General features: G+C 42.6%; 8 protein-coding genes and 1 tRNA gene. 1 reads left to right on the top strand and 8 read right to left on the bottom strand.

The features are described 5' to 3' along the window. The first annotated feature begins 10 nt into the window (after window positions 1-10). On the top strand, window positions 11-385 hold the full coding sequence (locus A391_RS0109965; protein ID WP_019899120.1) for a DUF779 domain-containing protein: 375 nt from the start codon (window positions 11-13) through the stop codon (window positions 383-385). Between the two features lie 23 nt (window positions 386-408). On the opposite strand, the gene A391_RS0109970 is transcribed toward A391_RS0109965, so the two are convergent. From A391_RS0109970 to A391_RS0110005, 8 genes are all read right to left on the bottom strand, one after another. Then, window positions 409-2,244 (bottom strand): GGDEF domain-containing protein, encoded by a 1,836-nt coding sequence (locus A391_RS0109970; protein WP_019899121.1) that lies wholly within the window; start codon window positions 2,242-2,244, stop codon window positions 409-411. Between the two features lie 122 nt (window positions 2,245-2,366). Continuing rightward, window positions 2,367-3,569 (bottom strand): ABC transporter permease, encoded by a 1,203-nt coding sequence (locus tag A391_RS0109975; RefSeq protein WP_029144117.1) that lies wholly within the window; start codon window positions 3,567-3,569, stop codon window positions 2,367-2,369. A 60-nt stretch (window positions 3,570-3,629) separates the two neighbouring features. Further along, the gene (locus A391_RS0109980) at window positions 3,630-4,841 is read right to left on the bottom strand and encodes an ABC transporter permease (protein WP_019899123.1); all 1,212 of its coding nucleotides are present in this window, start codon (window positions 4,839-4,841) and stop codon (window positions 3,630-3,632) included. Then, on the bottom strand, window positions 4,838-5,551 hold the full coding sequence (locus A391_RS0109985; protein WP_019899124.1) for an ABC transporter ATP-binding protein: 714 nt from the start codon (window positions 5,549-5,551) through the stop codon (window positions 4,838-4,840). The genes A391_RS0109980 and A391_RS0109985 overlap by 4 nt, the downstream gene beginning before the upstream one ends. 4 nt (window positions 5,552-5,555) lie before the next feature. After that, window positions 5,556-6,698: an efflux RND transporter periplasmic adaptor subunit gene (locus A391_RS0109990; RefSeq protein WP_019899125.1), complete on the bottom strand. Its 1,143-nt coding sequence runs from the start codon at window positions 6,696-6,698 to the stop codon at window positions 5,556-5,558. A 221-nt stretch (window positions 6,699-6,919) separates the two neighbouring features. Continuing rightward, window positions 6,920-7,006, bottom strand: a tRNA-Leu gene (locus A391_RS0109995). Window positions 7,007-7,245: 239 nt separating this feature from the next. Next, on the bottom strand, window positions 7,246-9,099 hold the full coding sequence (locus A391_RS0110000; protein ID WP_088177627.1) for a TolC family outer membrane protein: 1,854 nt from the start codon (window positions 9,097-9,099) through the stop codon (window positions 7,246-7,248). Between the two features lie 572 nt (window positions 9,100-9,671). Continuing rightward, window positions 9,672-15,443: a type I secretion C-terminal target domain-containing protein gene (locus A391_RS0110005; protein WP_157261347.1), complete on the bottom strand. Its 5,772-nt coding sequence runs from the start codon at window positions 15,441-15,443 to the stop codon at window positions 9,672-9,674. Between the last annotated feature and the right edge of the window lie 3 nt (window positions 15,444-15,446).

The raw sequence follows: 15,446 nt of genomic DNA on the forward strand, positions 1-15,446 counted from the left end.
GGGTTATATCATGATAGAACGCGTCTCTGCTACACCTTCGGCAATTGCACTGATTCAACAGCTTACGCTTGCTCATGGCCCAATTATATTCTTTCAATCTGGTGGTTGCTGTGAAGGTAGCGGACCATTATGTATGCCTGCCAATGAGTTCAAACCTAGTCCGTCTGATGTTGTGCTAGGTGAAATATCAGGTGCTGTTTTTTATATGGGAGATAGCCATTTTTCGTTTTCAGAAAATACGCACACGATACTAGATGCAGTTCCCGGCTCTAGCGGCTCATTTTCTTTAGATTGTGGATCAGGCATGTCATTTATCACACGCGGCAGATTGTACAACGACGAAGAACTGAAAAACCTCCCTGCCGTTGTACGTTTTGGCTACTAACTAGTCATCAATCTTTAAAAGAACTAAACGACAACGTCAGGCAGGGTGTCTGCACCTACGACTTGATTTCTTCCACTATGTTTCGCTTTATATAAGGCAGCATCTGCACGTGGTATCAAAGCTTCTGGCGCCTCGTTTAGCGCACGCTCTGCGACACCAGCACTAAATGTAATCAATACCCGCTCATTATTGTACATAAAAAAGTTTTTAGTGAGCTCACGTTGCACACGTGTGATCACTTTTACAGCTTCATCCTGCGGCGTGTCAGGTAAGATAATAATAAACTCTTCACCACCGTAACGTGCCAACACATCGGTTGTCCTTAATACATCTTTAAGCACTTTGACCAAATGTGTTAATGCTTCATCACCAGTTGCATGCCCTAGCGTATCATTAAGCTTCTTAAAGTGGTCAATATCAAGCATCGCAATACATAGTGCTGTGTTATGACGATCAGCACGATTAAATTCGCGCTCAATTGCCTCGTCCATCCCACGTCTATTCAATGCCCCAGTCAAATAATCTTGATGCGCCACTTGGCCAATATAATCCAGCTCAGCAGTAAGCTCTTGAATACGCTTTTCTGCGGCTATCGCTTGCTTCTGACTGTTCATGAACTCGTCTCGAGTTCGTTGTACAGTTAATCCAATCGAGCGCGTATCATCAAGAATGCTATTGAGTAAGACGTTCAATTCACCAATATTATCTGTCGTTGCGATTTTCTGTTGATACGCTTCAATCTTATCGTGGTAATCACTGGTACTTTCCGTCATTTCTACTAATCTATCGACAAACGTAGTCACCATCTTCTTTAAGGTGTCTTTTGCTTCCGTGAGTGCAGGTTTAATCTGAGATTGTTTATAAACCAGTTCTTTAAGGCTACTTTCAGCATCGTATAGTGTATTCAGACTCACTGGCTTAGACACAATGTCACTAATCACTGTTGTTTGTGCGTACAACCACTGATCTTCGGTTTGTACCATCTCCCCCATACTAGAAAGCACTAGGCGGAGAAGTTGTAATAATGACTCATGGATGCGGCTCTGCTGATCACGTTGCATCTCTAGCGACAATAAGATTGATTTTAAATCTGCCGCGCATATGGTTAAACTTTGTTCATTACTTGCTTTTCGCATACGGCTCAGCAAATTCACAGCTTTTTGATGTATCTCGGGTACAGCCTCTAAATTAGGAATAATCACCAACTCAAATGCTCTTAAAAGCATGTCACGCCATTGCGTAGAGTTTAGAACAGAAGTAGAAGTATTAGATATGCTTTGCTGTGGGCTATCATTATTAGCTTGCGGTGGGTTACCCGTTGTTACCGCTGGTACTTCTATTGCAGCATCTAAAGATGTCACAGCATCTGCCGTGCCACTTAAGCCCCAAGAGCTAATTAATGACTGAATTTTTTGTGCTAAAACATCGGAGTCACTGGCAAAGTTGACTAAAACCTTGCTTAAGCCTTCTTTTTTTCGACTTAGCGTTACACCTTTATGACTAACTTCTAACTGCTTGAGTAGATTACGAATAACGACAGACCAATTTGCTTCCTCTACACCAGCTGCAGCGGATGGAAACAACTTGGTTAACTGCTCTTCTACTTTTGGCCAATCCCCTTTTTCTATTAGCGGATTAATCGCTTGTGCAATTGCAATATATTTTGGCTTTTGCTTACCAGCTTGATTTAATACTTTTTCGAGTGTTTTACCAAGCTCTGCGGACTTATCAACGGACTGTATTCCCATAATTTCATCGTAGACACTACGGAAATTATCAGGAGTAGGTGGCAACTTGCGTTGCATTAACTGTATTAAGGTCTGGCGTGCAGCTTCAATAGGAGAGTTTTTTTGTTCCATCTTTTCTTATCTATTCAATATATTCAAGCACTACTGCCACAATATCAATCATTTAGCATTTATATCTGGCACATTATTATATGCTGATAGTGTCATTTTACACGCGAGATATTTACCGCACTCTATTCAGCCCTCAAGGCGTTGATTGGATCTAACATTGAGGCTTTTCTAGCGGGCATAACGCCAGCTAACAATCCAATCATGCCAGAGACAAGTAATGCAATCAATGCAAAGCTCCATGGCGTATGCACAGGTAAACTAGGCAACAGCCATTGCATCAACTGAGCGGTGACAACCCCGAATAACAAACCGAATACTCCACCTAATGCAGATAACACAACAGATTCTCCCAAAAACAAAAACAATACGGTTATACGCTGTGCACCAAGCGCCATCATCAACCCTATCTCATTAGTACGTTCCGTCACTGCAATGGTCATGATGGTAACAATCCCAACACCCCCAACCAATAATGAAATTCCACCTAGCGCACCTACTGCGATAGTGAGGATATTGAGTACATTTGAAAGTGTTTTTAGCATATCTTCCTGCGTGGTCACCGTAAAGTCTTCTGCACCATGACGCAGTTTCAATCTAGATTTAACAGCGGATGCGACATCAGAAGACTCCGCTCCTTTTTTATAAATAACATGAATTTCCATTAGGCCTTCTCGGTTATACAACTCCAATGCACGCTCTGTAGGAATAAACGCCGTATCATCGAGATCTATTCCAAGAAACTGCCCTTTAGGCGCCATTACCCCTATCACACGAAAATGTAAGCCACCAATTTTTACACGAGCGCCTAACGGATTTTTTTGGCCAAAAAGCTCTTTGCGCAATTTACTACCCAACACAATCAAAGCACGCGAGCCACCTATATTGTCTGCTGGCAAAAAACTGCCAATACGCACAGATGAGCTAAACACTTTGGTAAAGTCTGCATCAACACCATATATGGTTGAACGTCTCAGCCGGCCATTAGCGGATAGCTCTGAATTACCCCAGACGGTTGGGGTTGCACCAATAACATTCGGCAACTGCTTAAGTGAAGTAGCGTCTTCCATCGTTAGGAGGCGCGCTGTCGATGGAATCCCTGTTGGAGGTTGACCACCAGTTTTAACTTTTCCGGGTGAAATACCAATCACATTGGTACCAAATTGAGTAAATTCAGCCAATACATATTGGTGCACACCTTCACCTATCGAAGTGAGTAAAATCACCGACCAGATACCCACTGCGATACCCAGCATAGTCAAAAAACTACGTAAGCGATGCGCAATGATTGCCTGAATAGCAAACTGAACGGAGTCTCTGATTAACATCATTACTTTTTTAAAAAATCGCTTTCCAAGCTATCAAGCTCAAATAATTGACTGAGTTCATCAATATCTTTTAGACAACGCTTGAATAGCATCTAATTTTGCGGCATTTCTAGCGGGCATCACACCGAATATTAAACCAGAAGCCAATGCTGTTCCCAAGCCAGCGAATACTGCCCACAACGGTGGATAAGCAGGAAATACAGGATACAAATAACGTAAAAATGCAGCGCCAAGATACCCTAAGCCCAAGCCGACAATAGCACCAGCAGTGGAAAGCAGTAATGCCTCTACAATAAACAACTGCTGTACGGAGTAAGAGGTTGCTCCTAAAGCTTTTAACAAACCAATTTCAGCAGTACGTTGTGTCACCGAAACGAGCATGACGTTCATCACCAAAATGCCTGCAACCGCTAAGCTGATTGCTGCGATACCGGCAATGCCAAGCGTTAACACATTTAATATATTGTCAAAAGTTTCTAGCACCGCGTCTTGTGTAATAACGGTCACATCCTCCTCACCTTCATGCCGTGAAATGATAGTCTTTAATACTTGGGTCTTCACTGTATCAATCTGCTCACGACTTTGAGCTTCAATTAAAATACGAAATAATGTATTGGTATTTAACATGGTTTGAGCTATTGCAATAGGTACAATCAGTAATTCATCACTACTCATTCCCATGCCTCGCCCTCCCTCAGCTAAGACGCCCACAACTCTGAGTTTTTTATCACCAATTCTGACAGTCTTACCAATCGGATTTTCGGTGCCAAACAACTCTTTTCTTATCAACGCTCCCAACACCACCTCAGGAGAACCACCTTTTGAACTAGTCTTTGATAAAAATCTGCCAAGCGATAACTTGAGTTTACGCAATTGCATGTAATCGGCATTAGTGCCAACCAGCATTGATTCACGCAGTTTTCCTGATGCATTAACTTCAGAAGTTGCAATCAATAGAGGAGAAACCAACTTAACGCCAGATAGCCGCAACAATGCTTCTGCATCATTGACGGTTAAATCTCTTGGTGTGCTGGTAACAAGGTTTGCTGGATTGAATCCACGTGTTTCTGATCGCCCGGGCAAGACAATCACTAAATTTGTACCGATAGAAGAAAACTCATCAACCACGTAACGTCTGGCACCATCACTTAGTGCGGTCAAGACAACGACAGAAGCCACGCCAATTGACATCGCAAGTACTAACAGCAGGGTTCTTACAAAAGACCCCATTGCAGCATAACTAGCAAAGCGCAAGGTATCTGTTAATCTCATCCAGTGATTAACTCAGAATTATTGATCGTATCTGTGACTACTGCGCCATCATCCATCGTAATCTGTCTGTGCGCACGTGCGCCAATGGCTTGATCATGCGTCACAACAATTAGCGTAACGCCTTGTTGGTTTAATGTTTCGAGTAAATGAATCACTTCCTCACCCGTCACTTTATCTAAATTACCAGTAGGTTCATCTGCTAGCAATAAAGTTGGCCTCATCACTGTTGCTCGCGCAATGGCTACACGCTGACGTTGACCACCGGAAAGCTCATTTGGTCGATGCTGTGCACGATCATCAAGCCCATATTCATGAATCGCCTGCTTCACACGTTGTACACGCTCATCAGGGTTAATACCTGCAAGTATCAACGGCAGCTCAATATTTGCCGCAGCAGTTAATCTAGGGACTAAATGAAAGCTCTGGAAAATAAAGCCTATGTGTTTACTACGAACTTGCGCCTGCTCATCAGGTGCAAGTGTAGTCACATCACGACCTGCCAGATGGTAAATACCACTATCTGGACGATCTAACAGCCCTAATAGGTTAAGCAGTGTGGACTTACCAGAACCCGATGGGCCCATCACCGCAATGTATTCACCTTGATTAATCGTTAGATTAACATCACGCAAGGCATTTACTTTACTATCACCTAGATAGAAAGTACGGTGAATATGCATCAAACGGATGAGAGCCTCAGCGCTAGCCATAGACTTATGGCCTAGATGACGTGATGGTGACTAAAGTGCCGGACTTAATCCCCTCAAGCTCAACAGAAGGGACGATCTTATCGCCTTGTGCAAGCCCATCAATAATCTCGGTGTACTCCCAATTAGCTACCCCAGTTTTGACTAACCTCTCCTCAAGTTTTTTGGTTTTCGCTTGGTACAGCAACACTTTTCCACCTTCCAACAGTGCAGGTGTTGGTATCCTGAGCACATGTTCGCGACGATCCAAGACCACCTCTATATCAGCACTATACCCAACCAACAATTGATTTATGTCATTCGGATCATCTAATGAAACATCAATATCTATCGTACGCGCCTGCTTCTCTACAGCCACTACGTAGGGTGCAACACGCTTCACATGACCCAATAAAGTTTTATTTGGCAATGCATCCAACATAACTCTTACGGATTGCCCTACCTTGATCTTAGGGGCATCTACCTCATCCATAGGGGCTTGAACATACAAACATGTGTTATCAATCAAATCGATGGCAGGTGGTGTCGCAACACCTGGTGGTGATGGCGTTGTGTACTCACCTAACTCGCCAACAATGTCTGCCACGACCCCATCAAATGGGGCTATTAAAACAGTTCTACCCTGCTCAGCACTTGCCACATTAAGGCGAGCTTGAGCCTGCACAACTTCTGTATTGATAGATACGCAGGCTGCGCGACGAGACCGTGCTTCAAAACGTGATTTTTCTTCTGCAGCCTCTGAGATAAAACCACGCGCTCGCAGCTGTGCGGTACGAATGGCCTCACGCTCTGCATTTTCAGCCAAGATACAGGTCTCAGCAACACGTTTACGCGCACTTTCCACTTGTTTTTTCGCCAAAGCACTCTGCGCTTGCTGATCCTCATTCCATAACCGAATGAGCACCTGACCTTTTTTTACATGATCACCTTTTTTAACGCCTAAATATGCAATCCGCCCACCAATAATTGGAGACAAACGAGTACGTAGGCATGCTTCAATTGAACCAGCACGTGTATTAGAAACACTGGACTCTACAAGACCAGGTTGCACATCAAAAAGACTCACTGGGATAGGAACAGGCTTTGTAAAATACCAAAAACCTACTGCTATCAGCAAAATAAAACAAACAGATATAAGAATACGCCGCATCAATCCTCTTATCATCAAAAAAACAGGAAAAGCGTTATCAATAGAAAATACTGAGTGAGGCTTACTCAAAGTGCAAACTCAGTAAATCAATTTTATTCTAGGCTTAGCTGTGCGACTAAGCAACCTTAATAGCTAATATCAATGTGGAACCACAGTGAAATACAAAGCAGCGAATAGAAGTGAAATTGTTTAAGAAAGTACTTAAAGCTTGAAGTAAATTTTGGTGCCCGGGGCCGGAGTCGAACCGGCACACGCTTACGCGCGAGAGATTTTAAGTCTCTTGTGTCTACCAATTTCACCACCCGGGCGGATGGAAGGTGTAGAACAAACAACGGTGCGTATTCTATAACAATTACTGAAAATTTTGCAGAAATATTTCATCATTTTTTAATTATTTTTATACATTTGCATTTTCAATAGCATTTTTGTAGGTTGAGCACCAATAAATCATGTTTAGTACGCTCAGATACTCATAAAAAACGCGCCTCAAATCTCATTAGGGCGCGTTTTGTTTGAGCTAAACTTACTTTTAGCTTACTTATTTAAGCTACTTTACTAACTCGCGAGTAATTTTCCAATCACTACTTTCATTTTGGAACTGCAATTCTTTATTTGTATTATCTTGATAAGCAATGGTTGGAATACGTTGCATATTACAAACCTCACAAGAAGTATCTGCCACTTTTTTAATTTTAAACGTAGTTAAGGTGTACACCTGTTTAAAGGTAGCTTTTCCAGTGTCACCTTCACAGCTAACTTGTAAATCCTCAATTTTTAAACCAATTTTACCATTTGAACTCAGACGTTGACGACGTTGCTTTTCCCATGCCGCTTTGTCCAATGGTGGCTCAGGTGAGAACTTATCTGCATAAAATCGCAAATAACGATCTGCATCTTTTTGACGCCAAGCACTAGCCCAATCGTTTACTCGATCGGTAATGGCTTGAACATTACAAGTTTGCGCTGCGGCGGGCACTACCGTAGGCACCGCAACTGGGGTGATTGGTTTAGCCATTGACGGATAGATATTAGCCAATGGTTTAGCATCCGCCACTAAAGCAGCTTTATCTATTTGGATTTGGACTGGTGCTACTGCGTGACAAACGCTTTCATTATCTAAATATTCTTCACGTGCATATTCAGGTAAGTTCCCACGTCTTGCTCCAATCTTGTTTAATAATTCACCTTGGCCAGCATAAGTTCTTGCATAAGCTAGCTGTAAATCATATTCAGTATTTGTCAAACTACGCTTTGCTTGAAAGTATTCATTCTCTGCATCAAGTAAGTCTAGCAAAGTTCGTTGACCAATATCGTATTGCTTACGGTACGCCTCACGTGCATTTTCAATGGAAGTTTTATGCTGAGCCCTGTAAATGCGTTGCTCAGTCAATTGTTTAATATCGTTATAGGCAATAGAGACCAGTTGGCGTGTATCAATACATGCTTTATCGCGCATATCTTGTGCACCATTGAGCTTTTGAGCCGCGGTATTAATCGAGTTTTTGTCAGAAAAACCATTAAACAGATTAAAATTCATGGTTAGTTCGAGTAAGTCAGCAGCACTATTGCTATAGCGACCATCAGAACTTGTCCCTAGGTTTTTACGTGCTTGCAAATCAAGCCTTGGAAAGTAACGAGATTCATTCGTTTTAATTTCATTCTTTTTAGCTTGTATATCCTCTATCGTTGATAGCAAGTCAGGGTTTTGTTTATACGCTACCTTCAGTGCGTCTTCTGAGCTTGGCTCAACACCAGCACTAGAAATAGTAGGTACTTCTAAAGTTTCGGGAGGAAGCTCGCCGTATAACCTCTGCAACCTAGCGGTTACATCATGCATATTAGTGGTTTCTGTCAGCAAATTAGCTTCAGCCAACGCTAAACGACCACTCGCTTGTTCCAAGTCAACTTTACGAGCAACCCCTGCATTAACGCGCTCTTGAATTCTGTCGAACATTTGCTTATGTATGACGTAGTTATCTTTTGCAAACTGCATTAACTCTCGATACCGCAGTGTGTCTAGATACGCACGCATAAACTCTAATGTTGTGGTTTGCATTGTGCTTTGCAACTCAAAGTAGCGAACGCGACTAGCGTGACCCAAGCGTTTTACTTCACTGCTGGTTGCAAAACCATCAAAAATCATTTGCCTTAAAACCAACTCGTTGTTCATTCGAGGTATTTGCGTATTGCCAGTATTTCTTACGAGTTCTTCTTGCTTACGATATGTTGACACTACGTCAGCTTGTGGTAAAAAACCACCACGTACAGTTTCTTGCTCGTAACCTGCCTCTAAAAACTTATGATACCTAGCTTGAACCTCAGGATTTGAAGTAATTGTTTTTTCAACCATCTCTTTTAAGCTAATTAATGGCTCTGCTGCATTAACTATACCTGCTGTCATTACACTCAGGCTAATCAACAACAAATGACTTAATTTATACTTAAACTTCTGATTCAAAACATTCCCCCAATTCTAAAATACTGCTTTCGTCAGGCACGCTTAAATGCCATGTTTTAAACTTATGATTTTAAACATGTCAATGAAAAGCAAAAAACATACCAGAATAAAAAATAGGAAACTAAAGCCAGGTTAACTCTTACCACTTTGGCTATTGAGAACTATTAAGAAGGCAGATATTACATAAAAGAATGATTATTATCAATTATTTACACATCGCCACCAGAGCACATTACAAAAATTTACAATTCATAATCGTCAATAAAATTACTTTGAGATAACTAAAACATAACGTTAAATCATTAAAAATCAATCGATAAGCAGTGCCGCATCTATGCAAAAACGTCTATTTCTCGACACATTAAAAAATAACAAGCTTTATTATTAATGATCAATACTTACACATAATGATGACATTTCGACGAATCATCATAAAAAAACCTTTGGCAACATAGTGTCGCCAAAGGTTTAAGAGTGAAGCTAACTACTAAATAAGTAACGGTCTAATCGTATCTTTAATCTGTAATCAACTTCTGATTATCCAAAAGATTTTGGATAATCTGCTGATCATTAGTATAAGAGCCGACTAAATCAACATTTTGCAATGTGATCGTTTGTACTTCAGCTGCAGGGTTGTAGCCATTATTGAAGCTACCATTGCTACTGATATGCACTACAGTATCAGTACCCACTTTCTCAAAGTGGAGGTAGTCTTCCAAATTGGCACCCACGCCCACTGCAGTTTCACCCTGCAACAAATCGCGTAAGTCCAACTTATCTACATTAGCTGCTGTATTGAAGTCAGTAATGGTATCGCTAGCCGGTACACCCACTGTGCCGCTATCAGCTAAGTACCAAACAAAAGTGTCGCTACCTAGACCACCGGTCAGAACATCATTACCAGCACCACCGATTAAGATGTCGTTACCAGCACCGCCGTCTAACACATCATTGCCCTGCCCCCCATCTAGACGGTCAGCGCCATCACCACCATAAATGGTGTCATTGCCTGCGCCTCCAGAGATTGCATCGTTACCACCATTACCATACAAGGTGTCGTTTGTGTTACCGCCAATAATGACTTCATCGATATCACCGCCGCGGATAGTGGTAGCAGATACTGAGTAAATATCAGCAGTAGCACCAGCTGTACCGCTACCAGAACTTAGCGTGTAGTCAAATTGGCCATGCTCGTCGGTTGCACCGCTGATCTGATCCAGCGTAATCAATAGATTGTAATTCGTGCTGGCCGACGTGCCGGAAGCAGAAGACTCTACGCGGATATAGTATTCACCATCGGTAGGCGCTGTGAAGTAAGCATTTGGAGCACCACCAGTTGTTGCTAAAGCTGTGCTAACCAATATGCCTGTGCTATCAAAATACTCCACGGCGCCGATCATATTTTGCGATTGGTTATCGACGTCTATGAAGATGCGCTCGCCCGCAAACAGTTTCACTTTCACATAATCCACATCTTTTATCGTAGAGGTGTTGGCAATACGGCCATTGAAGACTTGGGTCTTGCCTGCCATATCTACCGCCCATGCTTGACCACCTGGCAACACTGTGCCGTAGCGCGTTCTATCGGTTAGGTCTACTGCGTTTTCACGTACGTTATTCATGGCATATGAGGTATTGTCATACACGTCACCACTCAACAACGCCTCGGTTTCTACCTGTATGGTTTTAGCCGTAGTTGTACTTGGGTTAAACACGATATCGCTAGTACCACTAACAGTACCATTCACCGCACTGCTAGTCCCAGTAATCGTGCCTGTGCCATTAACCAATGTATCGTTGTGAAGCAGCATGGCTGAACTGATGTTAATCGGGGTACCAGCAGTCACGTTGGTCAGAATAGTGTCACGGTTAGCATCTAAGTTAGCAATATAATCTAAGTTAATCACCAGATTAAGATTGGCTAAATCGCCATCACCGTCTACGGCTGTTACGACAAATACCTCTTGTTGGTTTTGGATAGTGGCATTCACCACCAAGCTATATGTGTAGGTACTTGTAATCCAATCGACCTCCAACTGACCACCTTTATTAGTGTTAATGGTGATATTGGTTGGTCCACCGGAGACGTAACTATAGGTAACGCCATCCACCAAGATGCTTTGGACGTTACCACCATCAGCACCCAATAAGAAGCCACTAGTGCCTCCAACGTTAGAAACCACTGAAATAGTACCTGCCACCAAACCACCATCTACAGTAGCTAATAATGAGGCTGCCAAGTCAGATGGATTGACTACTCGAATTGCGTAATCCTCCTGACCATCTGCCGGATCAGTATCGTTATTTGGATACGCAATCGGCAATAGGTTAGTCAGGCTCACCGATGGGCCAACCCCCACACCAAAGGCAATAGAAGGTGATGTATTACCAGCTGCGGAGGTGTTTTGTACAAAGTTTTCCCACTGCGCAATGGTTGGCGTAGAGCTTGTCGTGAGCGCAAAACCACCACTTGGGTCGCCATCAGTCACAAAGTAAATCAAGGTTTTATCAGCAGGAGGCTGAGTGTAACCCGTCATCAGCTCGTTTAATGCCGTGGTGTACTGTGTACCACCAGTAGGTTGAATGTTATTAATATAGTTAATTGCTCCTGTCGTATCATCGATATACCAATTGGTCTCGGTAGCATCAGAAGAGAAATCTACAATCTTGACGTTAACGTTGCCCAAGCCATCAAATTTATTCACCAACTCTGCTAATGCATTTTTAGCAATCAGCATGCGTGCACTAGCTGCGTCAAACTGCGGGTCATTAGAAGCGCGCCCTGCCGCATCAAATGCCATACTACCTGAACGGTCGATCACCAATACCAAGTTGTAGGTAGTGAGTGACGGTGAGGTCAGCGTTTGTGAGATATCACCAATACGGACTGGTGCATCGTCTACAATATTGATATTTAATGTTGAGTTAGTGGTTTGACCGTTAAAGGTATTAGTCAATACATAGTTAAAGCTTGGCGCGTCGTTCACTCCTTGATTGCTTGCAGAGTTTAAGGTGTAAACATAGTCCCCTTTAGCAAATCCACCAGTGGCCTGATTATAAACCGTTAAAGTACCGATCGAGTTGCTGATAGTAATGACTCCACCGACTGGTAAAGCGCCATTAACACTTGTAATTTGGGTTGTGGCACTGACACCTGTATCGTTAGCAAGCAAGTTACCAGTGACTGCTTCTGACGTCAATGTTGGCTGTGTACCTGTAGCTAATGCTGCCTCGAATACGGTGGCATTGTCAGCAACTGCTGTCACGGTTGAGTCTGTGGTTACAGTTAGCGTGGTTGTAGATGTACTGCCATCCGCATCCGCAATTGTGTAGGTGAAGACATCCGGCGTTACGCTGCTTAAATCTTGAGATGCCGTTAAACCATCTATACGGTAAGTTGCCCCTCCAGAAGTAAACTGCAAGTAACGGAATGCTGTGCTTGTAGAAATCGTGCCAGTTTGAATATTATTGTTACCGGTGGTGCCAACAATGGTACCTGTTGCAATAAAATTACCACTTGCATCGTAAGCACGCCATGTTGCTGTCTCGCCATTACTTAAATCAGTCAGAGTCACGCTCGCTGAAGTGGTGCCGAAACCAGCACCAAGGTCTAATACTAAGTATTCACCGCTTTGTAATCTACTTGAGGTGGTAGTTCCTGATGAGTTTTCAACACCAAGACCGTCATCATCAGTAACTCCGCCGTCATTATTACGATATCGCACAAGACCTGCTGCCGTACCTCCTAAACTTAAAACATTTAGGTTAGCCCCGGACTGTGGAGTTGCGCCATTATCAAAACCATAAGTGCTGATGCCAGCATCACTCCATACCTGTTGAGTATTATTATTTGTACCCGCTACCACTTGGCGATTAGATAATGATGACGTGTAAGTATAACTACCATCATCTTGATCAATCACCAAAGTACCGTTATTGGTGACAATAGTGCGGACATTACCTGCACCCAGTGTATTCGACAAGGCACCGGCAATCGTCACATTGGTAACCGTCACAGGAGCGTCTGCACCGAGAGTGTCAGCTGTCGCACCACCTGCCCCAGTTATTACATTACCGGTTGTGCTACCACCAATACCAACGCTGTCGGCATCACTGTTAGCAACTGGCACAGTATCAGTTACATTAACAGTCACTGTCGTCCAATTAGAATTGAGGCTACCATCAGACGTGCGATATACAAAGCTATCAACATCAGAAACACCATCACCATGATTACGTACTGGTGCTGTGTAGCTGAACGTACCATCTGCATTCATTACGACAGTACCGCCTAAAGCTGTGGTAATTGAATTTGTGCCATTAACACTGATTGCCGTAGCGCCACTATTGGTTGCAAACTGAGCTACTGTGAGTGTAGAAGAATCAACATCAGTATCGTTCGCTAGGATGTTACCGCGAACAACTGTTGTGCCTTCAACTACGCTACCAGTGCCATTAAATACATCAGCAACACCAACTGGGGCATCATTAATAGCAATAACGTTTATAGTTGCCGTGACTACGTTAGAGTTTGCATTACCATCATTGACTACAATAGTAATATTTCTAGGTGCGGTACTTGGATTTTCACTTGTACTACTGAATGTGATGGCACGTATTGCATTTTGATAAGCAGACAAACTGTCGTTACCAGTAAGTGTCACCACATTACCAACAACATTCGCAGATATTCCAGCAGGCAACGAGCCCACAGCTAATACATCTCCTAATTGAGCATTAGTAAGTGTGATGATAGCGCTTTGTAAGTTCACGTTATCGACATCAGTGATACTAATATCAGCATCAGCAATTGAAACAGGTGTGCCATTTTCAAAGAACGTAGATGAGTAAGCAACACCATCAACGGTAACATTGATATTACCAGCGACACCATCTAAATTAACATCATTCAAATTAGAGAATGTAATGTTATTGATGCCAGTTACAAAATTAGGAAGAGTGAAACTGCCATCAGCCGGGAACACCTCTTCAAGTGTTGTTGAAGTCGTGTCACGAGATGCATAAAAATGAATACCTGTTTCAGTAATCACAACTTGTAAACGCGGCAAACCGTTATCGTTTGCGACCCAAGGAGAGTTAACAAAACTATTATCAGCAAAACGTAAGAATGTTTCACCTGCACCCAATGCACTTGATTGTAATTCAAATGCTGTAGAAGAATGTATCGCTGAACCATTCACTTGCAATGTGAATGAATTATCAATAGTTGTCATATTAGCAACTGCACGAACTGTATCTGGCAACTGATTTGTTCCCACATTAAAGCTCAAAGTATGGGTACTGCCACCATCACCTCCAACAAAACCTGTGCCAGCATTGCTATTACCACCAGTTACAGTAAGTGCAGTAATGTTATTAGCATCAAGATCTATTACTGGTGCATCATTTGTGCCTGTAATATTGATTGTTAGATTCGTAGTGCTTGTCGCGCCAGCAGCATCTCTCATGGAGTAACTTACTACGTCTGCAACATTTTGCCCTTGTGATAAGGCTTGTGTCACTGGTCTAGTGTTATCCAATGTATATGTGTATGTACCATCAGCAGCGATGGTTACGGTACCATAAGTCGTAGTAATCGACGTACCAACATTGCCAGATATACCATTAACAGCAGTCACTGTTTTAGTATCGCCTGCATCAACATCAGTATCATTCGTTAACACATTTCCTGAAGCTGTTGGCGTGCCGGCAAACGCTGTATTACCAGATACAACGCCAGACTCAGATACGTTATTAGAATCACTAACTGCAGTTGGCGCATCGTTAACAGCAACGACATTAATTGTTGTGATAGCTGTATTTGAATTAGCATAACCATCATTAACAACTATGTTAATACTTCTAGGTGTTGTGCTTGGTGTTTCACTAGCGTTAGCAAACGTAATAGCACGAATAGCCGTTTGATAATTAGCTAAAGTAGCATTACCACTTAGCGTTATAACATTACCTACAATATTGCTGGTAATTCCTGAAGGTAAAGCACCTGTAGAAAGGAAATCGCCTGCTTGCATGTTAGTTAAGGTAATCACCGCACTCACTAAATTGGTTGAGTCAACATCCGTGATTGCAATATCAGTATCAGCAATAGAGATACCAGCACCATTTTCAGTATATGTAGTAACAAAATTCACACCAGTTGATGTGGAGTTATTTGCATCAAGGTCTATTACAGGGGCATCATTTGTGCCGTTAATGGTGATGTTGAGCACGGCTGTCGTTGTCGTGCCGTCGCCATCGGTCAGCGTGTAGGTGTGGCTGTCGATCAAGGT

Source organism: Methylotenera mobilis 13 (genome assembly GCF_000384255.1).
Lineage (GTDB): Bacteria > Pseudomonadota > Gammaproteobacteria > Burkholderiales > Methylophilaceae > Methylotenera > Methylotenera mobilis_B.

Excerpts from the sequence above, each read along its gene's own strand:
- A391_RS0109975 (WP_029144117.1), bottom strand. The coding sequence starts at position 3,569 with ATGTTAATCAGAGACTCCGTTCAGTTTGCTATTCAGGCAATCATTGCG.
- A391_RS0109965 (WP_019899120.1), top strand. The coding sequence starts at position 11 with ATGATAGAACGCGTCTCTGCTACACCTTCGGCAATTGCACTGATTCAA.
- A391_RS0109990 (WP_019899125.1), bottom strand. The coding sequence starts at position 6,698 with ATGCGGCGTATTCTTATATCTGTTTGTTTTATTTTGCTGATAGCAGTA.
- A391_RS0110000 (WP_088177627.1), bottom strand. The coding sequence starts at position 9,099 with ATGACAGCAGGTATAGTTAATGCAGCAGAGCCATTAATTAGCTTAAAA.
- A391_RS0109970 (WP_019899121.1), bottom strand. The coding sequence starts at position 2,244 with ATGGAACAAAAAAACTCTCCTATTGAAGCTGCACGCCAGACCTTAATA.
- A391_RS0109985 (WP_019899124.1), bottom strand. The coding sequence starts at position 5,551 with ATGGCTAGCGCTGAGGCTCTCATCCGTTTGATGCATATTCACCGTACT.
- A391_RS0109980 (WP_019899123.1), bottom strand. The coding sequence starts at position 4,841 with ATGAGATTAACAGATACCTTGCGCTTTGCTAGTTATGCTGCAATGGGG.